Raw genomic sequence first — 25,218 nt, 5'->3', positions numbered from 1 at the left:
GGGCAAGGGCAAGGCGACCGATCTACTCGGCGAGAAGCTGCAGTGGGTCGTCCGCTACCAGGGCGGCAACAACGCGGGTCACACCGTCGTTCTCCCGAATGGTGAGACGTTCGCCCTGCACCTGATCCCCTCGGGCATCCTCACGCCGGGCGTCAACAACGTCATCGGCAACGGCGTCGTCGTCGACCCCGGGGTTCTGCTCACCGAGCTGAGCGGCCTCGAGGACCGCGACGTCGACACCACCGGCCTGATGATCTCGGCCGACGCGCACCTGCTGATGCCCTATCACGTGGCGATCGACAAGGTCACCGAGCGGTTCCTCGGAAACAAGAAGATCGGCACGACGGGCCGCGGCATCGGGCCCTGCTACCAAGACAAGATCGCGCGCGTCGGCGTGCGTGCGGCCGACGTCCTCGACGAGAAGATCTTCGCGCAGAAGGTCGAGGCCGCGCTCGAACTCAAGAACCAGATCCTGGTCAAGATCTACAACCGTCGCGCACTCGAACCCGCGCAGGTCGTCGACGAGGTCCTCACCCAGGCCGAGGGCTTCAAGCATCGCATCGCCAATACGCAGCTCCTGCTGAACCAGGCGCTCGAACGTGGCGAGACGGTGCTGCTCGAGGGCTCGCAGGGCACGCTGCTCGACGTCGACCACGGCACGTATCCCTACGTGACGTCGTCGAATCCGACGGCAGGCGGCGCCGCTGTCGGGTCGGGTATCGGACCGAACAAGATCACCACGGTGCTCGGCATTTTGAAGGCCTACACCACGCGCGTCGGCTCGGGTCCGTTCCCGACCGAGTTGTTCGACGAGTGGGGCGAGTACCTCGCGAAGACCGGCGGCGAGGTCGGTGTGACCACCGGCCGCGCCCGCCGTTGCGGTTGGTTCGACGCCGTGATCGCCCGCTACGCGACGCGCATCAACGGCATCACCGACTACTTCCTGACCAAGCTCGACGTGCTCTCCAGCCTCGACCGCGTCCCGATCTGCGTGGCCTATGAGGTCGACGGCGAGCGCGTCGACGAGATGCCGATGACCCAGACCGGCTTCCATCACGCCAAGCCGGTCTACGAGTACATGCCCGGCTGGTGGGAGGACATCTCACAGTGCAAGACGTTCGACGACCTGCCGAAGACCGCCCAGGACTACGTGTTGCGGCTCGAGGAGCTCTCGGGTGCGCACATCTCGTGCATCGGCGTCGGCCCCGGCCGTGACCAGACGATCGTCCGTCGGGCCATCATCTGACGAGCGCGGGTGAGCAGAAGAGCCGGACTGTGCGGAATCCGTCACCAACGGACGCGGGTTTCGCCGAAAAGTGAACTGCTTGAGTGAGAATGTTGCGGATTCCGCAACGTAAGCGCCCTAGAATTGTCGATTCACTCAGCGCGCGACCTCGTCGACTACTACATTCGTAGATGAAGTCGGCCGAGCGGCCGTGCGTGCAGACGAGGAGAATCGCAATGAGCTTGTACCAAGTCGTCGACCCCGCGACCGGCGACGTCGTCAAGGAGTACCCGACCGCCACCGATGAGCAGGTCGAGGCGGCGATCACCGCGGCGTCGGATGCGTTCACGACGTGGTCGAAGAACTCGACGGTCGCCGAGCGGGCCGCACTGATCCGACGCGTCGGCGAACTGCACACCGAGCGCAAGGACGAGCTGGCCAAGATCATCGTCCGCGAGATGGGCAAGCCGTACGACCAGTCCGTCGGCGAGGTCGAGTTCAGCGCCGCGATCTACGAGTACTACGCCGACAATGCCGAGAAGTTCCTCGCAGACGAGCCGATCGCGCTGCTCGAGGGCGAGGGGTCGGCGTTCATTCGACGCAGCGCTGTCGGTGTGCTGCTCGGCATCATGCCGTGGAACTACCCCTACTATCAGGTCGCGCGTTTCGCCGGTCCAAACCTGGTGCTGGGCAACACAATTGTGCTCAAACACGCCCCGCAGTGCCCCGAATCGGCTGCCGCTCTGCAACAGATCTTCCTCGACGCCGGGTACCCGGCCGGCGCGTACGTGAACGTCTACGCCACCAATGAGCAGATCGCCGAGGCGATCGCCGACCCGCGTGTGCAGGGGGTCTCGCTGACCGGATCGGAGCGCGCAGGTGCTGCCGTCGCAGAGGTCGCGGGTCGCAACCTGAAGAAGGTCGTCCTCGAACTCGGCGGGTCGGATCCGTTCATCCTGCTGTCCACCGACGACCTCGACGCAACGGTGTCGGCCGCGATCGACGGACGATTCGAGAACACCGGACAGGCGTGCAACGCCGCGAAGCGCTTCATCGTCGACGAGAGCGTCTACGACGACTTCATCGTCAAGTTCACCGAGAAGGTCAAGGCCGCAGGGGAGGGGCTGGCTCCGCTCTCGTCGGTTGCTGCCGCCGAGCGTCTCGAGGAGCAGGTGAACTCGGTGGTTGCCACCGGTGCGAGCCTCGAATTGGCAGGAGAACGCAAGGGTGCCTACTTCCCGCCCGGCGTGCTGACCGGCGTCGACCCCGACTCGATCGTCGCCAAGCAGGAGCTGTTCGGCCCGATCGCGACCGTCTACAAGGTCTCGGGTGAAGACGCCGCCGTCGCACTGGCCAACGACACTCCCTTCGGTCTGGGGTCGTACGTCTTCACCACCGATGCCGACCAGGCGCTACGCGTCGCCGACAAGATCGAGGCCGGGATGGTCTTCGTCAACGCCGTCGGCGCCGAGGGGGCGGAGTTGCCGTTCGGTGGCGTGAAGCGTTCGGGCTTCGGTCGCGAACTCGGACGTTTCGGCATCGACGAGTTCGTCAACAAGAAGATGATCCGGATCAGCTGACTCGCTGCCTGTGACACAGTAGGTGGATGATCCGCGGCAGGGGGGAACGCGACTACGGCTCGGTCCTGCTCGGGTCGGCGAGCGACGGTCCGACCAAACGGCGCGTTCGTATCCAGACGATCCTCACCGGGTCCATCGTCCTCTCCAATTTCGTCGGTGCTGTCGTCACCATCTCGCTGTCGTCCGTCGGCATCCCCGAACCGTCGACGTTCGCGCCGGAGATGTGGTGGATCAACTACATCGCGGTGCCGATCTACGTGGCGCTCGCGTTCGTCATCGGAATCGGTTGGGGTACCTACACCATCACCCGCGACCTGCGGTGGGCGATTCGACGACAGCCACCGACCAAGTCCGACGCACGCCGGACGAGGCGCGTCGCGGGCAGGCTGCTGCGACTACAGGCCGCGCTCTGGCTCGGAGCGGTCGTGATGTTCACCATCATGTACGGGATCCAGAGCCCGATGCTCATCCCGAAGATGTTCTTCGTCATCGGGTTGTCGGGTGCCGTGGTCGTCGGTGTCACGTACCTGTTGATCGAGCTCGCGCTGCGACCGGTATCCGCGGATCTGATCAGTGCGGGTTACCGACGTCGCAAGCGTTCGGGCGTGCTGTCTCGCGCGGTGGTCGCGTGGATCGTCGGGTCGGCGACGCCCATCGTCGGCATCCTGCTTCTGGTGTCATTCGGGGCGTTCCGCAAGGACACCAGCAAGCTCGACCTCTTCGTCGGAGTCTTCGTGCTCGCGGTGATCTCACTCGGTACCGGACTACTCCTGACGTGGCTGACCACGACGAGTGTCACCGGTCCGCTGCGGAGTGTCCGCAACGGGATGAACAAGGTGCAGGCGGGCAATGTCGACGTCGACCTCGTCGTCTACGACGGCACCGAACTCGGCGACCTGCAGGTGGGCTTCAACTCGATGGTCAGTGGCCTGCGTGAGCGCGAGCGGATGCGAGATCTGTTCGGCCGCCACGTGGGTCGTGAGGTGGCCGAAGCGGCGTTGAGCTCCGACCCCGCACTCGGCGGAACCGAACGCACGGTCGCGGCTCTGTTCGTCGACGTGATCGGTTCGACGACGCTGGCCGCGCAACGATCTCCGACGGAGGTGGTCGAGATCTTGAACCGCTTCTTCGCGGTGATCGTGCGGGCCGTCGAGCAACAGCGCGGACTGGTCAACAAGTTCGAGGGCGACGCCGTGCTCGCCATCTTCGGGGCACCGATCGACCTCGACGACGCCGCGGGCGCCGCGCTGTGTACCGCCCGCGAGATCGCTCGGGAACTCGAGCGTCGGGTACCAGAACTCTCCGCGGGCATCGGCGTCGGATTCGGGCCTGCGGTCGCCGGCAACGTCGGGGCGATCGAGCGCTTCGAGTACACGATCATCGGCGACCCGGTCAACGAGAGCGCCCGACTTTCCGAACTCGCCAAGCGAGATCCACGTCGTCCGTTGGCATCCGGGCGAACCGTCGACGTCGCGAACCCACAGGAAGCGGCGCACTGGGAGGAGCAGGAGACGACGTCGCTGCGCGGACGCACCGAGGAGACGCGCGTCTACGCCGCGGTGGTCGACGACTGACCGTTACGCCTCGCGGTCGTTGGTGCCCTCGGCGAAGTCGAGACGACGCAGCGCGGTACGCAGCACCTCGTCGTCGATGTGCCCGGCGTCGCGCTCGTCGATGAAGACCTTTCGTTGGATCGCAAGCATCTTGCTGCGCATGCGGTTTCCGGCTGCCGTCGGACTCTCGCCGATGTCCTCGGGGCCGCGCCCGAGCTCTTCCCATGCCGTATTGCGTTGTGTGGTAATCCATTTGCGCAGCATCGCCACCTGGAGATGTCGCGGGTCGTGATCGCCGATGTCTGATGCCATCGTGTCGAGGTAGGCCTCGGCCTCCCGTGATGCCCGATCCTGTGCTGCTGCGTATGCGAGCCGGTCGGTCGCGTCGTCGTTGTCGCAGACACCGAGACGTCGGATCACCCACGGCAGGCTGACACCCTGGATCAGCAGGGTGCCGACGACCACCACGAAGGTCAGGAACAGAATCTCCGCGCGGGCGGGGAACGGTTCGCCCGACTCCGTTGTCAGGGGGATGGAGAACGCCGCGGCCAGAGAGACGACGCCGCGCATGCCCGACCACCCGACGACGAACAGCCACGACGGTTTGGGCGGAGGTTCTCGTCGTCGAACTCCCGGCAGCAGTCGGGACGCATACGTGAACAGGTACACCCATGCGAAGCGCACAAGGATCGTGGCGATCAGGACCATTGCGGCGTCGAATGCGATGTGGAGCCAGGATTGCCCTGCGAGTCCGCGAATGAGATCGGGCAACTGCAGGCCGATCAGCAGGAAGACGAACGCCTCGAGGAGTGCGTCGATCGATTTGCGGACGGCTTCGTCCTGAAGTCGTGTCGCGTAGCCGACGCGCACCGACCGCTGCCCGATGAACAGCCCCGCGACGACGACGGCGATCACGCCGGAGGTGTGCAGTTCCTCCGCGACGAAGTAGGTCGCGAACGGCACCATGAGCCCGATGGCCGTCTCGATCGTCGGGTCGCTCAGCCAGTCGCGGACGCGAAACACGAGGTAGCCGATCAGCAGGCCGATGACGACACCTCCGATCGCCGCGAGCAGGAACGTCTCGATGCCGTCCCACACCGACGTCGTCGCACCGACCGCGGCAGCGAGTGCCACCCGGAGTGCGGTGAGCGCTGTCGCGTCGTTGAGCAGACTCTCGCCGCCGAGAAGGGTCATGATCCGCCGCGGAAGCCCGACCCTGCGCCCGATCGCCTGGGCAGAGACCGCATCGGGCGGCGCGACGATGGCACCGAGGACCAGCGCGGCGGCCAGCGGCAGATGCGGCACCGACGCGTACGCCACAAGGCCGACGACCACCGCGGTGGCGAGCGGAAGACCGATGGCCAGCATGCCGATGGCACGACGATTCGCGCGGATCTCCTGGTAAGAGCTGTCCTGCGCCGCGGAGTAGAGCAGTGGCGGCAGAATGACGAACAGGACGAAATCGGGGTCGAGTTCGGCCGCCGACAGGCCCGGTATCCACCCGATCGCCAGCCCGGCGAGGACCAGAACCAGGGGCGCCGACAGGTTGTAGTGCCGTGACAGCGCCGCGATCACCACCGACAGCACCCCGACCAGCAGAAGAGAAGCGCTCACTGCGCAAACCTAGCCCGAGTTCGAGACTTTGACGCGATCATCAAGTCGCCGGGTGTCCCCGGCGATGGCGTCGGGGATAATAGGTGGCATGCGTTTGTTCGGTCGATCACGTACCCGTGCCGGTGACCCCCGTGGCGAATCCGGGGGCGTCGAGGCCAGATGTCCGGAGCTCGCGGAGATCGGAATCGACGCGGCAGCCGACCCAGGTCCCGCCCACGGCGACATCAGCGTCTGCGAAGACTGCATGCAACTCGGCGAGCAGCACTGGGCCCATCTGCGTATCTGCCTCGAGTGCGGCCACGTCGGTTGCTGTGATTCGAGCCCGCGTCAGCACGCGACCGCCCATTTCCACGACGTCGGCCACCCCGTCATGCGGTCGGCCGAACCGGGCGAGCGCTGGCGCTGGTGCTACATCCACGAGGTCATGGGTTGACCACGGACTGATGTGTTGAGGCGGCGGTCGGGTGCGCGGGGATGAGTTCGAGTGAATGAGTACCGGGGAGATGGGGCGCGTCGGCGCAAATCCGGCACGTAAGATTGCTCCCATGACCTCGATCAACGGGAGTAGCGCGGACGACCACGCCACCGGCGCGGCGACACCTGATGTGTCGCCCGCGCAGCCGACCGTGGGGCCGCCCGACATCATCGGCACGCCACTGTCGCCGACCGCCACAAGGGTGATGGTGCTCGGCGCCGGAGAACTCGGCAAAGAGCTGATCATCGGCTTCCAGCGATTGGGCGTCGAGGTGATCGCTGTCGACCGCTACCCGGGTGCGCCCGGGCAGCAGGTCGCGCATCACGCCGAGGTGATAGATATGACCGACGGCGATGCGCTGATCGGCCTCGTCGAGAAGTACTCGCCCGCATACGTCGTCCCCGAGATCGAAGCCATCGCCACCGACGCCTTGGCGACCATCGAGCGCCGCGGACTCGCAGAGGTCATCCCCACCGCTTCCGCGGTGATGGCCACGATGAACCGCGAGGGAATTCGACGCCTCGCCGACGAAGAACTGGGCCTGCCCACGTCGCCGTATCTGTTCGCCGGTTCGCACGACGAGCTGACGATTGCCGCCGAACAGGTCGGATACCCGTGCGTGGTGAAGCCGGTGATGTCGTCGTCGGGCAAAGGACAGACCGTGGTTCGCGGTCCGGAGGACATCGACAAGGCGTGGGGGACCGCGACGACCGGCGGACGAGTTGCCGGTGAGCGTGTCATCGTCGAGGGTTTCATCGAGTTCGACTACGAGATCACCCTGCTCACGGTGCGGGCGATCGACCCCGCGACCGGCCGACTGGTGACGCACTTCTGTGCGCCGATCGGGCATCGTCAGGTCAACGGCGACTACGTCGAGAGCTGGCAGCCGCACGAGATGAGTGCCTTCGCGCTGGGTGCCGCGACGTCGATCGCCGCACGTATCGCAACGGCGATGGGCGACGGAAACCTCGGTGGCCGTGGCATTTTCGGCGTCGAACTGTTCGTCAAGGGCGACGACGTGTACTTCTCCGAGGTCTCTCCACGCCCGCACGACACCGGACTCGTCACCATGGCGACGCAGCGACTCTCGGAGTTCGAGATGCATGCCAGAGCGATCCTGGGCCTGCCGGTCGACGTGACGCTCGCGTCGCCGGGGGCGTCGGCCGTCATCTACGGCCAGCTCGACGAGAAGGGGATCGGGTTCGAGTACGTCGCGCAGGCACTTGCGTTGCCCGAGACCGACATTCGACTCTTCGGCAAGCCCGAGAGTTTCCGCCGCCGCAGGATGGGCGTGGTCACCGCAACCGCCGACGACGTCGCCACCGCCCGTGAACGTGCCGTTCGGGCCGCGTCGATCGTCACGCCCGTTCCCGGCAGGCCTGCTCGACGCGGCGTCGTGGTGCCGCTTCGTGCTCCCGGCCCGCCCGCGGCGCCGATACCTCCTGTGGGGCAACGTCCTCAGCCCGCCGCGCAGCGTCCGCCGTCGGCACAGCAGCGTCCGCCGTCGGCACAGCAGCGCCCGCAGGCGGCAGGGCAGCGCCCTCCAGCAGCACAGCAGCGTCCCGCGGCAGACCAACGTCCGCCCGCGCCGGAACAGCGGCCCGCGGCGGGGGCGCAGCGTCCGCCCGTGGCCGGACAGCGACCGCAGCAGCCCGCGCCTCGCCCGTCGCGCCAACCCGCGCCGCACTCCGCCGCGCCGAATGGTCGCCCGGTGACGCCCGGTCGGTCGTCGAACTAGCTCGAGCTCTCAGCTCGAGAGGTCAGCTCGACAGTTCACCTGCGGACGAGCCGACTTCGGTTCGCGCACTGCGGGTTCCGATCGGAATGATCAGTGGGTCGCCGTACACGGGGTCGGTGATCACGCGCGCGTTCAGTCCGAACGCGTCGTCGAGTAATTCTTCTGTGATGACCTCGTTGGGGGTGCCCTGCGCCACGATCTTTCCGGCCGTCATCACGAACAGCGAATCACTGTAGCGGGCAGCGAGATTCAGATCGTGCAGCACCATCACCACGGTCTTGTCGTGTTCGGTGCGCAGCGAGTACACGAGGTCGAGTACCTCGACGGAGTGCGCGAGGTCGAGGTAGGTGGTCGGTTCGTCGAGCAGGAGAAGGTCGGTGCCCTGCGCGAGCGTCATCGCGATCCACACGCGCTGGCGCTGACCGCCGGACAACGCGTCGATGTGTCGATCGGCCAGGTCCGTCGTCCCGGTCATCTCCAACGCAGACGCCACCGCGGCCTCGTCGTCGGGAGATGCCTGCTGGTACCACTTCTGGTGTGGGAACCGTCCGCGGCCGACGAGGTCGGCGACGGTGAGTCCCTCTGGCGCCACGGGATTCTGGGGGAGTATCCCGAGCTTGCGTGCGACCTCTTTGGGCTTGGTGTGGTTGATGTCGGCACCGTCGAGAAGCACGACGCCCTCGCGCGGGTGCAGCAGGCGCGACATGGCACGCAGCAGCGTCGACTTGCCGCATCCGTTGGGGCCGATGATCGTCGTGACCGCGGCGTCGGGGATCTCGACGTCGAGACCCTCGATGACGACGCGATCGTCGTAGCCGACGCTGAGTCCTTGGCCGACGAGTCTGCTCATACTGTCGCCTTCCGTGACATCGAGACCATGAGATAGATGAGGAACGGTCCGCCCACCGCCGCGGTGACGATGCCAACCGGAAGTCCACTGGGAAGTACCGTGCGGCACAACAGATCACCGGCGAGCACAAGAATCGCTCCGATCACCCCGGCCAGCAGCGGTGTGGGAACCGGTGTCCTGGCCAGCCGCATCCCGATCTGCGGTGCGAGCAGGGCGATGAATGCGATGGGACCCGCTGCCGATACCGCCATCGCGGTCAATCCGACAGCGACGAGCAGCACCGTGGTCGACACCGCGGTGGTGCGAACCCCGAGTCCGCGCGCCATGTCCTGGCCGAGCGACAGCGCGTCGATCTGGCGGGACATCATCGCGATCACGACGATGCCGACGACGACTGCGATCGCGACGGGCCACACACTCGACCAGGTGGATTGCGACACCGACCCGACGAGCCAGACCTGTGCGCGGGCAACATCTTTGATGTCGGCGCGGGTGAGGAGGAACGACGTCAGGGCCTGCAGCAGCCAGGTCACGCCGACGCCGATCAGCACGAGTCGGAGCGGGTTGATGCCGTGGTTGGCCTTGCGTCCCGGCCACGCGAGGATGTACATGACGATCGCCGTCACGACACCGCCGATGAGGGCGGCAGCGGGGACTCCGATGTCGGCAAGCCATGCGCCCCAACCGTTTGCGAAGGCAATGGCGGCCACGGCGGCAGCGCTCGACCCGGCCGTGATACCCAGAATGTCAGGCGTGGCAAGGGGATTGCGCGCAATCAACTGGCTCAGTGCGCCTGCAGCGCCCAACGCGAAACCGACCAAGACCGAGACCAGAGCGCGGGGAAGGGAATCCGAGAGCACGACGACGTTCTCGATGCGCGTGCCGCCACCGAGCAGAATGCGCGCGACGTCGAGCGGCGTCAGTGGATAGTCACTGACACCGACACTCAACAGGAACAGCAGCAGCATCAGTGCGAGTCCGGTGAGTGTCACCGCGACCATGCGGGGACGCACCACCCACGACGACGGACCGATGTGGACGACGAGACGTCGGCGTTCGAGCGTCGGAGTGGCCGTGGTCTGGGGTGTGGTCTCGGTCGTCATACGTTCGTCAGCTTCTGTCGGCGGACCATGGCAATCAGGAACGGTGCCCCGACCATCGCGAGGACGACGCCGACCTGGACCTCGCCCGGGCGGGCGATGACTCGTCCGATGACGTCGCAGACCAGCATGAGTGTCGCTCCGATGAGCGCCGAGTAGGGGATGATCCAGCGGTAGTCGGGCCCGGTGAACGCGCGGGCGATGTGCGGTACGACGAGCCCGAGGAACACGATGGGCCCACAGGCGGCGGTCGCTGCCCCGACCAGCAGTGTGATCGCTGCGATACCGACCGCTCGGATCACCAGCACGCGTGAGCCGAGCGCCGTCGTCATCTCATCGCCGAGGCTCAGGATGTTGAGGAAGAATCCGCTCGCCAGCGCGAGGACCAACCCGGCGATGACGAAGGGCAGTGCCGCCCAGAAGATGTCGATGCCGCGCCCGGACGTCGAGCCGACACTCCAGAACCGCCAGGCGTCGAGCGACGCCGTATCGGAGAGGACCACGGCAGACGTGATCGCCGTGAGCATCGCCGAGAGTCCGGTGCCCGCGAGGATCAGCGTGACCGGGCCGGTACCGGTCAGTGCCGAGACGCCGAAGACCGCGCACGACGCGACGATCGCGCCGAGAAGGCCGAATCCCATGAACGCCATCGGCGAGGAGATACCGAGCACGTAGACCCCGCACACCACAGCGCACGCGGCACCGGCGTTGACGCCGAGCATGCCGGGATCGGCGATGGGGTTACGGGTGTGTCCCTGCGTGATCGCACCCGCGGCGCCGATCGCCAGACCACAGAGCAAGCCGAGCACGGTTCGCGGGATTCGCAGATCCCACACGATGCCCGCGACGTCGTCGGGCATGCTGACCGATGGCGCGCGCAGGTGGATGATCGAGTTCCAGATCTGACTGACGCCTGAGGTGAACGCATCCCAGGTTTGCGCAGGTGGGACGTTGCGCGTGCCGATGATCACCGACGCGATGACCGCCGCGGTGAGGACCGCAACGATCACCAACAAGCCGGATATTCGACGCACGAAGGGCAACCTTACCTGAGTTGGAATGTCCGGTTCCGGGCCGAGGGTTCATGTCGCGGCGCGACGCGGGGCCGATGTCACGGAGTGATTGCCAAACGGGCAAGATGTTCAGCGCCGGTAACAAGTTCCTGTGAGTTTCCGATAAGCATGATCAGACGGGACGAACCGTCGGGGGTGAACGTCCACAGTCGCACCCCCGGTGCGTCGACAGCTCGCAGGTCGGTACACGCACGACGACACACGTGAATCAGGAAGGTCATACGACATGAAGAAGTCTGTGAAGCGCGCCATCGCCGCGGTCGCTGCCGCCAGCGGTATCGCCGCCGGCTCTGTCGCTGCTGCGACACCCGCCCAAGCTGCCGGTCCCGGCGATCTCGCCCTCTTCGGCGGAGTCAACTGCTACTTCAAGGGCTGGGGTCCCACCTGGGACAACCTTCCCGGCTGGCGCATGCACCGCTGGATGGGCGTGAAGAACATCGGCGGATCGACCATGACCAACGTGAACGTCACCGAGTTCGGTGGGCCGACGAAGAAGACCGCGATCAAGGGTCAGCCCGCAGGTGTGCTCAAGCCGGGCCAGTTCTACATGGCATCGGAGACCACCTGGCGTAGCTGCTTCCCGTCGTCGATCTCCGGGTACACCATCGGAGCCCAGACGGAGAACATTCTCAACAACGCGGGCTTCTGGTGGAACGTCGACCAGCAGAAGGGCGAGAACGGAACCGCCCCGAACACGCAGAAGGTCGCGCCGTCGAACAACAACGCGGGCAACCAGGCTGCTCCGGCCGCCGCAGTCGAGGCCGCACAGAACTGATACACCCCGATCGCCTGGCGATCGGTTCCCTCTCACACAAAGAACGCCGACCGGAATCCGGTCGGCGTTCTTTTGTGCCGTGTGTCAGGTGCGCTGTGCGTCAGGCCTTCTGAACCTTGTGCGGTTCGGATGCGGCGATCATGTCCTCGCGCTCGACGACCTTCACGCGCTCGCGGCCCTCAGCGGCGCCGAGGGCGCGCTCGTGCTCGTCGAGGCGGTACCAGCCGTCCCACGTGGTGAACGGGATGTTCTTGGACTCGAGCAGCTCGATGATCGCGTCTTCCGACGGGTTGGCGGGGTCGAGCAGTGCGCCGTTACCCATGTCTTCGATGATGCACTCGACGGTCTCGTTGGCGTCGCCCTTGGTGTGACCGATGAGGCCGACCGGGCCACGCTTGATCCACCCGGTTGCATAGAGGCCGGTGAGGTGGGAGCCGTCGTCGTAGATGCGTCCTGCCTCATTGGGGATGACGCCTGCCTGCGAGTCGAACGGGATGTGGGGCAGGTTGTCCGACAGGTAGCCGACGGCGCGGTAGACCGCGGTGACGTCCCAGTCGGTGTGCTTGCCGGTCGGCTTGACGTTGCCGGTGCCGTCGAGCTGGGTGCGCTCGGTGCGCAGGCCGACGACCTCGCCGTTCTCGCCGAGGATCTCGATCGGGCTCTCGAAGAAGTGCAGGAAGAGCTTGTGGATCGCGCCTTCCTTGGGCTCACGCATCGCGTAGTTCTCGATGATCGTCGCGACCTGGTCGGTGATCTTGGAACCGCGACGGGCGACGGCCGAGCCCTCGTCGTAGTCGATGTCCTCGGGGCTGACGACGACCTCGATGTTGGGCGAGTGGTCGAGCTCCTTGAGCTCGAGCGGCGTGAACTTCGCCTGTGCGGGGCCGCGGCGTCCGAACACATGGACCTCGATGGCCTTGTTGGACTTGAGGCCCTCGTAGACGTTGGCGGGGATTTCGGTGGGGAGCAGTTCGTCGCCGGTCTTGGCCAGCACGCGCGCGACGTCGAGTGCGACGTTGCCGACGCCGATGACGGCGACCTTCTCCTGCTCGAGCGGCCACTCGCGCGGGAAGTCGGGATGTCCGTCGTACCAGGCGACGAACTGTGCCGCGCCGTAGCTGCGGTCGAGGTCGATGCCGGGGATGTCGAGTGCGCGGTCGTCGGTGGCGCCGGTCGAGAAGACCACGGCGTCGTAGTGCGACTTGAGCTCGTCGAGCGTGATGTCGGTGCCGTAGTCGATGTTGCCGAGCAGACGGACCTGCGGCTTGTCGAGGACCTTGTGCAGCGCGGTGATGATGCCCTTGATGCGCGGGTGGTCGGGGGCGACGCCGTAGCGGATCAGGCCGAACGGCGCGGGCATGCGCTCGTACAGATCGATGCTGACGCCGCGATCCTTGGCGGTGTCGGACTTCATCAAGGCATCGGCGGCGTAGATGCCGGCGGGGCCGGCTCCGACGATGGCAACCCGCAGCGGGCGGCTCTGATCAGTCATAGAGTGTCGTCTACCTCGTGCTCAGGGGTTTCTCGACGCGCCAGGTATGTCGCTGGAGTGCGGTGGAGCGTCGACGCTTATCCCCTCTACGGTAGGCGCTGGGCACCGCTAACCAAAATCATCTGTGAGGGTTACCTCAGTAGTCTCGCTAACTCGTCGGACGCTTACTTGCCGCTTCGGCGATGGGCGCAACGGCCTTGTCGGCGACCCACGGGACCGTCAGAACCGTCGGCACCGACATCGCGCTTCCGACCTGCTGATCGAGATAGACGGTTCGGCCCTGCGTCACGAACGCCTGGCGGTTCCACGTCGGATCGGCCTTGAGCTTGGCATTCGCGCCCGACCAGTCCACTGTGACGACCACGTCCGCCGCATCGAGCATGTCGAGCCTCTCGGCCGAGATCGAACCATAGAAGCCGCTGGTGATCGTCGGTTTGAGTGACTCGGGGAAGCTGAGTCCGTAGTCGGCGAGCATCTGCGCACGCCCGTCACCCGGCCCGTAGATGGAGACACCACCGTCCGTCGACCCGGTGACCACGACACCCGTCTTGCCCTTGAGCTCCGGATGTTGGGCAACCAGATCGGCGACGTGCTTCTTTGACTCGGCGATCTTCTTCGACGCCGCGTCGGGAAGTCCGACGGCCTTACCGATCTCGGTGGTCTGGACGCCCCACGGCACCTGCCAATCCTGGTATCGCGCGGGCCGCACGATGGTCGGCACTGCCTTGCTCAGGGTGTCGTACTGCTCGCGGGTGGGTGCCGCGCCGACCGCGGTCACCAGCTGCGGGTTGGTCGAGAGCGCTTTGGCGATCTGCGCACCGAACTCCGCCGACACGTTGGGCAGGATCACCGGCTTGGCGTCGCCGAGGAGTTCGGCATTCCACGGGGCGCTGCGCTGTGTGGGATCGGCGAACGGCGCGATCGTTGTCGGAGTGATCCCGAGGGCCAGCAGCGTATCGCCGTCGCCGACCCCCATCGCGGCGACGCGAGTGGGCTGGGTGGAGATGGTCGTCGAACCGTATTTGTGCTCGATGGTGACCGGCAGCGCGCCGGGTTCGGCCGCCGGAGCCGACGACCTGGCAGCGTCGCCGTTCTCGTCGGGGGCCGAGCAGCCGACGAGAACCAGAGTCGACGCCGCGATGGTCGCGAACACGGCGAGCAGTGGGCGGACGTGTCGTGAATGGGGCACGGGGTGGTCCTCTCGTAGGTGGCGCTCTTAGGGTCACCTTACGAGATGTGGTGCCGCAGATGTCCGGATCGGGGGTAGCGCGGGCCTGATTCGACGACAACTACACTGCCTGGCATGGCCAGCGGTGCATCCGACAGCAAAAACCCCGATAGTGACCTCGACGCCGACGACCAGCGCCCACGCACCTGGAAAGACGCGTGGCCCTTCTGGATTGCGCTGGTCATCGTGGTGGTGGCGATTCTCGCCGTCGTGTTGTCCAACATGCTGCGTCCGGCGGAGGAACGCGCAAGCGATTCCGGTCAGGTTCAGTTCGCGATCAACGACAACTACACCGCGCGCAACAACGTCGACTACGGCAAGTTCAAGCAGTCGACGTGTGCCGCCGACACGTCGTCGAGCTCATTCATCTCCGAGCAGGAGTTCGTGAGTCAGAACCGGACCTCGGTCGAGTCGAAGGGCCGCATCGTGATTCCGGAGATCACCGACGTGACGGTCAACGGCGACCGCGCGACGGCCCGCGTGCACTGGCACTTCGACAAGACGCCCGACGACAAGCAGACCACGAGCGTCGTCGTGGTGAAGGACGACGGCACGTGGAAGCTCTGCAAGAGCTGACGGTTTACTGGTAGGTGCAGCAGTCACTCGTAGGTGTAGAAGCCCTCGCCGGTCTTGCGGCCGAGCTTGCCGTCGTCGACGTAGCGCTCGAGCAGTTCGCGTGGACCGGTCGGCAGGTTCGGATTCTCTGCGGCGTAATGGTTTTCGATGTCGAGCACGACGTCGAGTCCCACGCTGTCCATCATGGCGAACGGGCCGGTTGGCATGTGCCAGTTGATCTTGAACATCTCGTCGATGTCGTGTGGCGTCGACACGCCCTCGGCGACGACTTCGAGTGACTCACGCTTGATGGCCGCCCAGATGCGGTTGAAGATGAATCCCGTGCTCTCCCTGCGTGCTTCGAACGGGTGGATGCCGAACTCGGGTAGCACGACGAGAAGCGAGTCGAGGACGTCGCGGGCGGTCTCGCCGTCGGACATGAGGTCGACGGCGTTCGACGTCGGCGGCATGTAGAAGTGCATGTTGCACATGCGTTCTGGGTTCTGCACGTTCTCGATCATCGTCGACGACGCGTACGACGACGAGTTGGTCGCGAAGATCGCGTCGTCATCTGCGGCTGCGTCGATCTCGCCCCACAGCGGGATCTTGATGTCGAGGCGCTCGGGCACGGCCTCGACGATCAGCCACGCGCCTGCAACCGCATCAGCGAGGGTTGATGCCGGGATCACCTTTCCCGCAACGCCTTTGCCGATGATCTTCAGTGTTTCGTCGATGGTGTCATCGACGTACTGAGCGGCCGCGTCACGTTGGTCGGCGCTCTGGTCGAAGATCCGCACCTCGCCGCCTCGAGTGGAGAACATGAGGGCGATTCGACGCCCGAGTGTGCCGGCTCCGACGACGGCCACCGGCCGTGTGTCGGCGTCGTCGAGTGATTTCGCGTAGTTGCTCATCGCGTGTGCTTCTTTCGAGAGATGTTGGGGCAGTGAATATTAGGCTTCTTCAGGGATGATTCGTGTTTCAGGTCCCGGTGTTTTCAGCGGCCGGCAATGCCAGTGAACGACGAGCCGGGCAGATGGACGATCTCGCGTACGGCGTGGTCGCGACCGATCTCGACAGACCGGATCGAGCCACCGAGATCGCTGACGTAGACCAACCCGGCGTCGGTGTCGACGGCCAGGCCGATCGCCTCGTCGAAGCCGTTGGCGAGAATCTCCGGGGTGGCACCCGCGTGACCCTTGTCGGGTATCGCCGCCCGATTGAGCGTGTTGCCATCGGGCGCTGCTCCGCGATCGGTCCAGAAGACGGTGTTGGTGTCGAGGTCGAGATGGAGGTCGATCGGTTCCGGCAGGTCGTGCCACAGCACTTCGATATCCGTTCGGGTGGAGGGGGTTTCGCCCTCCGGGAGGTCGAGGCCCGCGCGCAAGATCTTCCCGCGACCACCCTTGCTCGGGCCCTTCTGCGTCCAGTAGAGGAACCCGCCGACCGGATCCGCCGCGACTCCGACGCATTCCTGTGTCCAGGTGTCGTCTCGGGTGTTGTGGACCAGCGGGGTGAGGGCGGTGCCGTCGGTGGCAACGCGATAGACCGTCGTACCCTCGCGGTCGCAGAAGTAGAGAAGGCCGGCGTCGAAGTCTGCGGTGAGCTGCTTGCCGGTGGTGATGGTCCCGTCGGGAACCAGCTCGGTCTGTCCGGAACCGTCGAGGGCACAGGTGCGCACCGATCCGTTCGGAGCACTGAAATCCCATTCATCGTCGGGCGAGGTCCCGGCTGTCACCGCGGCGCGGGTGGGCTTGCCCATCGTTGTCCAGTAGATGCGGTCGGGCGTGGTCACGATCCCGTCCGGCAGGTAGCCCGTCTGATCGGTCACGGTCTCGACGGTGCCGTCGGTCGCGTCGACCCGCAGGATGGAGTGCTTGCGGCCATTGAGAACGTACAGATGCTCGAACATGATGCCTCCCGATTCGCCAGCGAAGAGAGCTCGTTTATCTCCACGCTAGGAGCGTTGTGGGCGGAAGGGAACGACCAGTTCAGACACTCCGGTGTTGCCTGAAGGGAAATACCAGGCCCGATCTGGAGTGTTGGATATTTCCATGGATGTCATGCACCTGCGTTCCTTCCTCGCCGTGGCACGTGAGCTCAACTTCACCAGGGCTGCGGAGTCGCTCCACATGGCCGCTCCTCCGCTGAGTAAACGGATCAAGGCGCTGGAGTCTGAGCTCGGCGTCCGACTCTTCGACAGGTCGACGCATCACACCGCGCTCACCGATGCAGGTAGGGCGCTGATTCCGCTTGCCGAGCGGGTCGTCGCAGATCTCGACTCGCTACCGTCCGCCGTGCGCGCGACCCACCACACGGACCTGCGGCTTGCCGTGCCGGATGAGCTCACACACGAACAGCGTCGACGTATCTCTGCGGTCGCCGATCAGGTGGAGGAGACCCATCGGGTGATCATTTCCCAGATGCCGTCGCTGGAGATGCCGGAGCATCTTCTCGGCGGCGAGATCGATATCGCGATCTCGCATCTTCCCGAACACCATCCCGACCTTGTGGGCACGCTGCTCGCGACGTCGAGAGTGGTGGCCGTAGTCGACGCGTCGAGATCCACGGGGGCCGACGCGATCACGACGGCTGACCTGCGGGGGATGACACTGGTGTCCGGGCCGCGGCACTGGGATTTGCGGTACGGGCCGTACACGCGGCTGCTGCGCGATCTCGGTGTGCTCGTCGACGCGGCGCACCGCTACTCGACCATCACCGGCATGGCGTTGATGCTCCGCGGCGGTGACCGATTCACCTTGGTTCCAGAGGAAACGGAGTCGATGCGCGCGATCGATCGCACCGAGTTCACGCTTCTTCCCATCTCCGATCTCGCGATGCCCATGAACACATGGGCAATCAGGCGTGCCGACGGCCATGATCTCGACGCCGTCGTTGCGGCGCTCGGGTCGGAGTGAATGTTCCTGTCAGTTTGGTGTACCGAGCGCAGGGCAATCGAACCCGTTGGTGTGCGGACTCCAACTGTAGGAGAAGCTGTTGTCCGCTGTGTTGGTCGAGCCGTTGGGCTGCCACGAATCTCCGCTGAACACGAAGTAGTTCTCCTCGCGCCTGCCGCCGCCGGGGACGGGAATGCCCTCCTGCGTTGCGGCACTGAGATCAACGAAAGCGATCTCGCCGGGCTGCTTGCACTTGATGAATTGCTGTTTGCCGTGCGACGAGCCGAGATACCAGATGCTAGGTGTGCGCTGAGCTGCCTGTTGGTTGGGGTCGGGTGGCTGCGGGAGGGCGACGAGTTTGCTTCCATCCCAACTGATCACGGCGAACTGCTCAGGGTTTCCCTGGCCCATGGCGAGGTGGAGGGCGATATCGGCGCCCTGCGCACGACTCATCGCGAAGGCGCCGCGAAAGATCTCGGTGGGGGCCGTGTACGGCACGCCGTTGAAGTCTTCGGTGAGGCGAAAAACGTTGCCATTGATCGCCGCGAGAGTGGTGACGTGCGAAGTTCCGAATGCCACTTGGGGACTTGCCGGGTCGGACGCGTAGGCGATCGCGACCTCATCGGTCTGGCCGTCGCCGTCGACGTCGACCTTGCGCACCACCTCACAGGTGCCCGAGACTCCATTGCACGGATTCACATATGCCGTGGGTGCGGCCGCTGGGGTGTCGGTGCCCGTGCCGGCATTTCCCGAGATCTGTCTATCGCACGACGTGGTGAGCAGGACGAGAGCGGCGACGCCCGAGACAACCAGGGCACGCCACGGCGACTTGGCGAATAGGGCTACCGATCGCATGGTTCTCCTTATCCGAATCCGACATAGATGACCTTGGATATCGCCACGTCTCGGAGCGATTCGCCGCTGGCGCCACCGACTTTCGCGGTCCAGCCGGTGGAGGACTGCGCCAGGGGATAGGAATTCTTGTCCGAGAAGACGTACGACGTGGGACGCAAGGGATTGTCGCCGCAGTTGTATGTGGCGACAGCATCGGGGCGCGCGCTATTGCCCGGTGCGACGCCGCGCGACGCCACGTAGATGCAGCGGGTGCCGTCGGCGAGTTCGAGACCGAAGGGGATGTGATTCGCTGGTGGTTTGGGGTCGCTTGTCGGTGGCTGTGATGGAGTGATGATGAACTCCGTCTTGCTGAACGGGTCTGTCACGCAGAGCAGGCTGTGGCCGTCGAATGAGGGTGCGCACAGACCCTGATCCATACCGGAAGAGCCCGAGCACCACGATATTCCAGCCTCGGCGGCACCCGGTACGGGGTTGATCGTGCAGGCGTAGTAGCCACCAGAGTTGTGTGTGGCGTCCTTGAGCCACCCGGGTGTGGTGTTGCCGGACTTGGTGAACGGTCTGAGGATCTCACTCGCCGGCGCTGACGACGTGGCCAAAGAGCTTGGCGCACAACCACAGACGACGATCCTCGTGATGGTCGACGCGTCGTCGGCTCCCTGTGAGGTGATGCGGTATCCGGTTGTGGTGTCCGGCTCGGCCACGAACGTCGAGTTCCGGGTTCCGTCTGAATTCGACGACGTGGCAACAGGATTGCCGTAGAAGTGTTTGGCCTCGCCGAGTGTGCCGCCCACGCGGACGCCGTCGATGGTCCGCGCATTTCCCTGCGGGCGAATTTCGACAAGCCTGCCTGTCGTGTCGAATACCCACTCGCACTCCTGCCACACGATGATGGTCTGATTTCCGGCGCGTCGACCGCCGAGTGGAAAGTCGGAGTGCGACTGTCGGATCTCTTGCAAGCCGTTGCCGATCGCGATGCCGCGCAACGATCCTCCGTTGATCGCCGACGACGCCGCCGCCTGATTCTGCGTCGCCAAGAGGCGAGCCTGTAGCTGGGCTGCGTTCGCGGCTTGGACGAACAATCCGCCTCCTGCCGCTGCGACACAACGCAGTTGATCCGAAGCCTCGCCTGATGTCTTGAAACCGATCGTCGAGATCTGGAGGTCGGGATGCTGAGCAACCAACGAACGGGCTACCGGGCAGGGCGGTTGCCCGCACGTGTCCTCCCCGTCTGAGACGAGCACGATGGCGGCTGGTCCGGTGGGGGGAAGTGTGGTCGCAGCCTGGGTGAGCGATGCCGCGATGGGCGTGAACCCCCGCGGAGTAATGGAGTCGACGGCCTGGTGCACTCGGTTCTTGTCGAGGGTTGCCAGCGGCACGAGGGTGCGGATGTCGCGGCAACCCGTGGTGTACTCGCTCGCTGATGTTCCTGTGCCTGTTCCGTACGCGATCAGGGCGAGCTGTGAATCGTTGGGCAGCGAGTCGACAAGTGAGTTCGCTGCCGTCTTGGCCGCATCGATGCGTGGTCCCGGAGCGTCTGAGGTGAGCATGGAATCGGACGCGTCAACAATCAGTGCGGTGGGCGGGATCTCGCCGACCGAGACGGGCGACGAGGAACTCGTGTCTCCGGACTTAGACGGAGTTCCCGTCGTGCTGCACGCCGCGACCGCCGCGCACATGACGACAGATAGGAACAGAACGCCCCACGTGCCACGCATGCTCTCTCTTCCCGCCGGGCCTGCCAGCGGCGGCCAACTACCGCGGGACAGTAGCCCAAGCTGCGGTGATGACGAATCGATCGGCGGGGTGAGTAGGGGATTTGGCACGATCAGACGACAAGAATTGGTGCGGACGGCCGACACCGAGATCCCTGAGAGCGCTCGGGCCGCAAGGCACGCCCACCTCGCGCACGAGTACCCTGACTATTCGACGAATTCCCCACAGTGGAAGGTGTGCAGGGCATGACCTATGCAGGCGATCTGACTCCCCAGCAGGCCTGGGAGAGGCTGGAGACCGACCCGAACACGGTTCTGGTCGACTGTCGCACCACGGCGGAGTGGGCCTTCGTCGGCGTTCCCGACCTGGAAGTCATCGAGAAGAAGACCGTCTTCGTCGAGTGGAACACCTTCCCCGACGGGTCGCCCAACCAGGCATTCATCGCGGAACTGCGCGATGCGGGTATTCGTGACGACAACGAAGTGATCTTCCTGTGCCGCTCGGGTCATCGCTCGATCGGAGCCGCCGAGGCCGCGACCGCAGCGGGAATCACCAAGGCGTACAACGTCCTCGACGGATTCGAAGGTGGGCTCGACGAGAACGACCACCGCGGAGCCGTCGGGTGGCGTGCGTCGAATCTTCCGTGGAGGCAGTCGTGAGTCACGATCTGCCAGAAGGCGTCTCCTTCGACACCTTGGCCGTGCGCGGTGGCTTGGCTCGCTCTGGCTTCTTCGAGACCTCCGAGGCGCTCTACCTGACCAGTGGCTACGTATACGACTCCGCGGAAGCGGCTGAGCGCGCATTCACCGGTGAGGACGAGCGATTTGTCTACTCCCGCTACGGAAATCCGACGACAGCCATGTTCGAGGAGCGCCTACGCCTGCTCGACGGTGCCGAGGCATGCTTCGCGACGGCGAGCGGTATGGCCGCAGTGTTCGTGGCGCTCGGCGCGCTGCTGAAGGCGGGCGATCGGCTCGTCGCGGCGCGCAGCCTGTTCGGTTCGTGCTTCGTGGTGTGCAACGAGATCCTGCCGCGCTGGGGCGTCGAAACGGTTTTCGTCGACGGCGAGGACCTCGACCAGTGGGAGCAGGCGCTGTCGACACCCGCGGACGCGGTGTTCTTCGAGACGCCGTCGAATCCGATGCAGACGCTCGTCGACGTCGCCAAGGTATCTGAGCTTGCTCACGCTGCGGGCGCAAAAGTGGTGTTGGACAACGTCTTCGCCACACCGCTGCTGCAACGCGGGTTCGACCTCGGCGCCGATGTGATCGTCTACTCGGGTACCAAGCACATCGACGGCCAGGGCCGCGTGATGGGTGGTGCGGTGTTGGGCACCAAGGAATTCATCGATGGTCCGGTACAAACTCTGATGCGTCACACCGGTCCCGCGTTGAGTCCGTTCAACGCGTGGACACTACTCAAGGGACTCGAGACCATGCGCCTGCGCGTCGACGCGTCGGTGGCGTCGGCGTTGCGCATCGCCGAGTTCCTCGAGGCCGACCCGCGTGTGCGGTGGACCAAGTACCCGTTCATCACGTCGCATCCGCAATACGATCTCGCGACCAAGCAGATGTCGGGCGGCGGCACCGTCGTGACGTTCGAACTCAACGACCGCGACGGCGTCGACGGCAAGAAACGTGCGTTCGAGGTGCTCAACGCGTTGCAGGTCATCGACATCTCGAACAATCTCGGCGACTCCAAGTCGCTCATCACCCACCCCGCAACGACGACGCATCGCGCGATGGGCCCGGACGGTCGGGCGGCGATCGGACTCAGCGATGCGGTGGTGCGGCTCTCGGTGGGGCTCGAGGGCGTCGACGACCTGCTCGGCGATCTGGATCAGGCGCTCGGCTGACTCGCCGACCGTAGGTCGCGCAACACCTCTCGAACCATGCGCACCGACGCGTCGTCGAGGACGTTGCCGAACTCGATGACGCGTACCCGCTGAGCCAGTCTGTCGGCGAGTTCTGCTGTCTCGCTGGGGATCACGACGACGTCGAGTCCGGCGAGTTCGTCGTCGGACGTTCCGTCGAGCATCGTGACGTCTGTGATGCCCGCGGCTGACAGTGAATCCCTTACGCTCGCAGCCTGTTCGGCGGTGTTGTACCAGAGTCCGACCTTCTGTTCGGGCGGAACGTCGGCGATCTGCATGAGCGTGCGGATGTGTGGTGCGACGACGATGGCCACCACCTCGGCACCATCACTCATCAACCCGCGGACCTGCGCGAGGTGGAAGAACGTGGTGAGTACCAGGTCTGCTGGGACGGCATCGGGGTCGAAGCGATCGAGTACGAGCGGGGTGACCCGAACGCCGAGCTTCTCGCTGAGTTCGTCAGCGAAGTAGTCGGCGCGGTCGTCGTTGCACTCGACGAAGTACACGCGAGGTGAATCGGACTGCGTGACTGCGAGATTCAGTGCGAGATCGCCGATTTCGGTTGGGGAGAGTCCGAGCTGGAGGCACTCGTCGACCGCGCGTTGCAGTGTCTCGCGGGCAGTGTCGCGTGCTTCGGACCGCGGCTGGGTCGACGTGCCGGCGAGCACGACCATCCCGCCGCGTCCCCGCGATTCGACCAGTCCGGCCGCGCGCAGGTCGCCGTAGGCCCTGGCGACGGTGTTCCGGTTGATGCCGAGGTTGTCGGCGAGCATCCGGGAACCGGGTAGGCGGTCGCCGGCGCCGAGTTGTCCCATCTCGATCATGAAGGTCAACTGCGTGACGATCTGCCGGTAAATGGGCATGTCAGAGTGCTCGCTGACGCTGATCGGCGGCTGAGGTCCCATCGGGGTCGTGTGCTCCTGAAAAGATGAATGTCCTAACTGACTATGCCATAGTTGGATGATCCGCACGACCGATCTTGAGGACGACCATGACAGACGACGCCTTCTGGGATGCCGCCCAGCGACACCTGGCCCGCTACATTCCCGCGTTCACGCCGCGCATCATCGAACGCGCCTCGGGGTCCTACGTCTACGACTCCGACGACAACGCCATCCTCGACTTCACGTCGGGTCAGATGAGTGCCGTGCTAGGTCATTCGCATCCCGCGATCGTTGAGGCGGTGTCGAATTCGGTTGCCACGCTTGACCATTTGTTCAGTGGCATGCTCAGCAGGACCGTCGTCGACTTTGCTTCACGGCTTTCGACGACGCTGCCCGAGAACCTGACGCGCACAGTGCTGTTGACCACGGGAGCCGAGTCCAACGAGGCGGCGATCAAGATGGCCAAGCTCGCTACCGGCCGATACGAGATCGTCTCGTTCGACCGGTCGTGGCACGGAATGACCTCTGGCGCAGCGGCTGCCACCTTCTCAGCGGGCCGACGCGGCTACGGCCCCACGCTGCCGGGCAACTTCACGCTTCCCACCCCGAACGCGTACCGCTCGCCGTTCCGCAACGCCGACGGGTCCTACGACTGGGAAGCCGAACTGGAGTACGGGTTCGCGGCCGTCGACACGCAGTCGAACGGTTCGCTCGCCGCGTGCATCGTCGAGCCGATTCTGTCGTCGGGCGGCATCATCGAACTGCCCGAAGGCTACCTCGCGCGGTTGCGGCAGATGTGCGACGACCGAGGCATGTTGTTGATCCTCGACGAGGCACAAACCGGACTCGGCCGCACCGGCACGATGTACGCATTCGAGCGTGACGGAGTGGCCCCCGACATTCTCACGCTGTCGAAGACTCTCGGAGCAGGCCTACCCGTCGCGGCCGTCGTGACGAGCGCGGAGATCGAAGACCGTTGTGCCGAGCGGGGATTCCTCTTCTACACCACGCATGCATCCGACCCGCTCGCCGCGACCGTCGCCCTCACGGTACTCGACGTCATCGAACGAGAGGGACTCGTCGAGCGTGCCGCCAAACTCGGAGATCAGTTGCGCGAGAGACTGATCGGGCTGCGCGACGACGTCGAGGTGGTCGGCGACGTCCGCGGCCGCGGGCTGCTGCAGGGCGTCGAACTCGTGACCGACAAGGCGTCGCGCACACCCGCGGATGCGCTGGGCGCCAAGGTGACTGCCGCCTGCCTCGAACGCGGACTGCACATGAACATCGTCCAGCTCCCCGGCATGGGCGGCATCTTCCGGATCGCCCCGCCGCTGACGATCAGCGACGACGAACTGCACCACGGCCTCGACATCCTGACCGACTCGCTCGCGGCGTCGCTCTGAGGGCTGCGGTTTTCGCCCGGGCGCTGGGCCGCCGGGCTGTCGGACTGACCCGTTGGGCCCCGCCGCGCAGAATCTAGGGGAAGGGACTCTTCCTCGGCTTTTGTGCCTTTCCCCCCCGCGTTGCAACCGGGGGAAGGCTCAGGAACCCGGGGAAACGATCTTTCCCCTAGTTTCGGCGTCGGGCGTGGGGCCGGCTGCCGAGCTGGTGGTTGGGCGCCGGGCCGACGTGCAGAATCTAAGGGGAAGGGATTCTTCCTCGGCTCGTGTGCGTTTGCTCGCGTTGTAGCCGGGGGAAGGCTCAGGAACCCGGGGAAACAATCCTTCCCCTACTTTCCGCG

General features: G+C 65.3%; 22 protein-coding genes. 11 read left to right on the top strand and 11 right to left on the bottom strand.

Annotated features, from left to right (window positions below):
- From B3T59_RS02255 to B3T59_RS02245, 3 genes are all read left to right on the top strand, one after another.
- On the top strand, positions 1-1,246 hold a 1,246-nt coding region (locus tag B3T59_RS02255), incomplete at its 5' end, for an adenylosuccinate synthase (protein ID WP_287001393.1).
- A 215-nt stretch (positions 1,247-1,461) separates the two neighbouring features.
- Positions 1,462-2,805: an NAD-dependent succinate-semialdehyde dehydrogenase gene (locus B3T59_RS02250; RefSeq protein ID WP_287001392.1), complete on the top strand. Its 1,344-nt coding sequence runs from the start codon at positions 1,462-1,464 to the stop codon at positions 2,803-2,805.
- 26 nt (positions 2,806-2,831) lie between these two features.
- Positions 2,832-4,379 carry an adenylate/guanylate cyclase domain-containing protein gene (locus B3T59_RS02245; RefSeq protein ID WP_064904822.1) on the top strand — a complete coding sequence of 516 codons (1,548 nt, stop codon included), beginning with the start codon at positions 2,832-2,834 and terminating at the stop codon, positions 4,377-4,379.
- Positions 4,380-4,382: 3 nt separating this feature from the next.
- Here the strand turns inward: B3T59_RS02245 and B3T59_RS02240 are convergent, their stop codons facing one another.
- Complete coding sequence (locus tag B3T59_RS02240; protein ID WP_005207586.1) at positions 4,383-5,972, bottom strand: Na+/H+ antiporter; 1,590 nt, start codon at positions 5,970-5,972, stop codon at positions 4,383-4,385.
- A gap of 88 nt (positions 5,973-6,060) precedes the next feature.
- On the opposite strand from B3T59_RS02240, the gene B3T59_RS02235 reads away from it, so the two are divergent.
- Together B3T59_RS02235 and purT are read left to right on the top strand one after the other, a co-directional pair.
- On the top strand, positions 6,061-6,405 hold the full coding sequence (locus B3T59_RS02235) for a UBP-type zinc finger domain-containing protein (RefSeq protein WP_082965504.1): 345 nt from the start codon (positions 6,061-6,063) through the stop codon (positions 6,403-6,405).
- A 112-nt stretch (positions 6,406-6,517) separates the two neighbouring features.
- The gene (gene purT / locus B3T59_RS02230; RefSeq protein WP_287001391.1) at positions 6,518-8,185 is read left to right on the top strand and encodes a formate-dependent phosphoribosylglycinamide formyltransferase; all 1,668 of its coding nucleotides are present in this window, start codon (positions 6,518-6,520) and stop codon (positions 8,183-8,185) included.
- A 22-nt stretch (positions 8,186-8,207) separates the two neighbouring features.
- Here purT and B3T59_RS02225 read toward each other — a convergent pair whose 3' ends face one another.
- Genes B3T59_RS02225 through B3T59_RS02215 form a run of 3 tightly spaced genes read right to left on the bottom strand, consistent with a single transcriptional unit; the run spans position 8,208 to position 11,169 of the window.
- On the bottom strand, positions 8,208-9,035 hold the full coding sequence (locus tag B3T59_RS02225) for an ABC transporter ATP-binding protein (RefSeq protein WP_064904817.1): 828 nt from the start codon (positions 9,033-9,035) through the stop codon (positions 8,208-8,210).
- Complete coding sequence (locus tag B3T59_RS02220) at positions 9,032-10,138, bottom strand: FecCD family ABC transporter permease (protein ID WP_005207582.1); 1,107 nt, start codon at positions 10,136-10,138, stop codon at positions 9,032-9,034. The genes B3T59_RS02225 and B3T59_RS02220 overlap by 4 nt, the downstream gene beginning before the upstream one ends.
- A complete protein-coding gene (locus B3T59_RS02215) occupies positions 10,135-11,169 on the bottom strand; it encodes a FecCD family ABC transporter permease (protein ID WP_005207581.1) in 1,035 nt (344 codons plus the stop codon). The genes B3T59_RS02220 and B3T59_RS02215 overlap by 4 nt, the downstream gene beginning before the upstream one ends.
- Before the next feature lie 265 nt (positions 11,170-11,434).
- On the opposite strand from B3T59_RS02215, the gene B3T59_RS02210 reads away from it, so the two are divergent.
- A complete protein-coding gene (locus B3T59_RS02210) occupies positions 11,435-11,983 on the top strand; it encodes a hypothetical protein (RefSeq protein ID WP_005207580.1) in 549 nt (182 codons plus the stop codon).
- Positions 11,984-12,083: 100 nt separating this feature from the next.
- Here B3T59_RS02210 and B3T59_RS02205 read toward each other — a convergent pair whose 3' ends face one another.
- Positions 12,084-13,475, bottom strand: coding sequence for an FAD-dependent oxidoreductase (locus tag B3T59_RS02205; protein WP_005207579.1), 1,392 nt, complete (start codon positions 13,473-13,475; stop codon positions 12,084-12,086).
- 148 nt (positions 13,476-13,623) lie between these two features.
- Positions 13,624-14,664, bottom strand: coding sequence for an ABC transporter substrate-binding protein (locus B3T59_RS02200; RefSeq protein ID WP_005207578.1), 1,041 nt, complete (start codon positions 14,662-14,664; stop codon positions 13,624-13,626).
- Between the two features lie 114 nt (positions 14,665-14,778).
- Here B3T59_RS02200 and B3T59_RS02195 point away from each other — a divergent pair, with 114 nt between their 5' ends.
- Positions 14,779-15,279, top strand: a complete 501-nt coding sequence (locus B3T59_RS02195; RefSeq protein ID WP_005207577.1) for a DUF4878 domain-containing protein — start codon at positions 14,779-14,781, stop codon at positions 15,277-15,279.
- Between the two features lie 23 nt (positions 15,280-15,302).
- Here B3T59_RS02195 and B3T59_RS02190 read toward each other — a convergent pair whose 3' ends face one another.
- Complete coding sequence (locus tag B3T59_RS02190) at positions 15,303-16,169, bottom strand: 3-hydroxyacyl-CoA dehydrogenase family protein (protein ID WP_287001390.1); 867 nt, start codon at positions 16,167-16,169, stop codon at positions 15,303-15,305.
- An 83-nt stretch (positions 16,170-16,252) separates the two neighbouring features.
- Positions 16,253-17,167, bottom strand: a complete 915-nt coding sequence (locus B3T59_RS02185; protein WP_287001389.1) for a hypothetical protein — start codon at positions 17,165-17,167, stop codon at positions 16,253-16,255.
- Between the two features lie 142 nt (positions 17,168-17,309).
- Here B3T59_RS02185 and B3T59_RS02180 point away from each other — a divergent pair, with 142 nt between their 5' ends.
- Positions 17,310-18,173, top strand: coding sequence for a LysR family transcriptional regulator (locus tag B3T59_RS02180; RefSeq protein ID WP_287001388.1), 864 nt, complete (start codon positions 17,310-17,312; stop codon positions 18,171-18,173).
- A gap of 9 nt (positions 18,174-18,182) precedes the next feature.
- Here the strand turns inward: B3T59_RS02180 and B3T59_RS02175 are convergent, their stop codons facing one another.
- On the bottom strand, positions 18,183-19,007 hold the full coding sequence (locus tag B3T59_RS02175) for a hypothetical protein (RefSeq protein ID WP_287001387.1): 825 nt from the start codon (positions 19,005-19,007) through the stop codon (positions 18,183-18,185).
- An 8-nt stretch (positions 19,008-19,015) separates the two neighbouring features.
- A complete protein-coding gene (locus tag B3T59_RS02170) occupies positions 19,016-20,683 on the bottom strand; it encodes a vWA domain-containing protein (protein WP_287001394.1) in 1,668 nt (555 codons plus the stop codon).
- Positions 20,684-20,965: 282 nt separating this feature from the next.
- On the opposite strand from B3T59_RS02170, the gene B3T59_RS02165 reads away from it, so the two are divergent.
- Positions 20,966-21,379: a rhodanese-like domain-containing protein gene (locus B3T59_RS02165; protein ID WP_287001386.1), complete on the top strand. Its 414-nt coding sequence runs from the start codon at positions 20,966-20,968 to the stop codon at positions 21,377-21,379.
- Entirely contained in the window at positions 21,376-22,575 is a 1,200-nt protein-coding gene (locus B3T59_RS02160; protein WP_064862625.1) for an O-succinylhomoserine sulfhydrylase, read from the top strand. The genes B3T59_RS02165 and B3T59_RS02160 overlap by 4 nt, the downstream gene beginning before the upstream one ends.
- On the opposite strand, the gene B3T59_RS02155 is transcribed toward B3T59_RS02160, so the two are convergent.
- Entirely contained in the window at positions 22,560-23,498 is a 939-nt protein-coding gene (locus B3T59_RS02155; protein WP_287001385.1) for a GntR family transcriptional regulator, read from the bottom strand. The genes B3T59_RS02160 and B3T59_RS02155 overlap by 16 nt on opposite strands.
- A gap of 86 nt (positions 23,499-23,584) precedes the next feature.
- Here B3T59_RS02155 and B3T59_RS02150 point away from each other — a divergent pair, with 86 nt between their 5' ends.
- The gene (locus B3T59_RS02150) at positions 23,585-24,880 is read left to right on the top strand and encodes an aspartate aminotransferase family protein (RefSeq protein ID WP_287001384.1); all 1,296 of its coding nucleotides are present in this window, start codon (positions 23,585-23,587) and stop codon (positions 24,878-24,880) included.
- Positions 24,881-25,218: the final 338 nt, after the last annotated feature.

This window comes from Gordonia sp. UBA7860, from assembly GCF_002500165.1.
GTDB lineage: Bacteria > Actinomycetota > Actinomycetes > Mycobacteriales > Mycobacteriaceae > Gordonia > Gordonia sputi.
The sequence above is the reverse complement of the archived record's forward strand: the minus strand, read 5'-3'. Positions and strand labels throughout refer to the sequence as shown.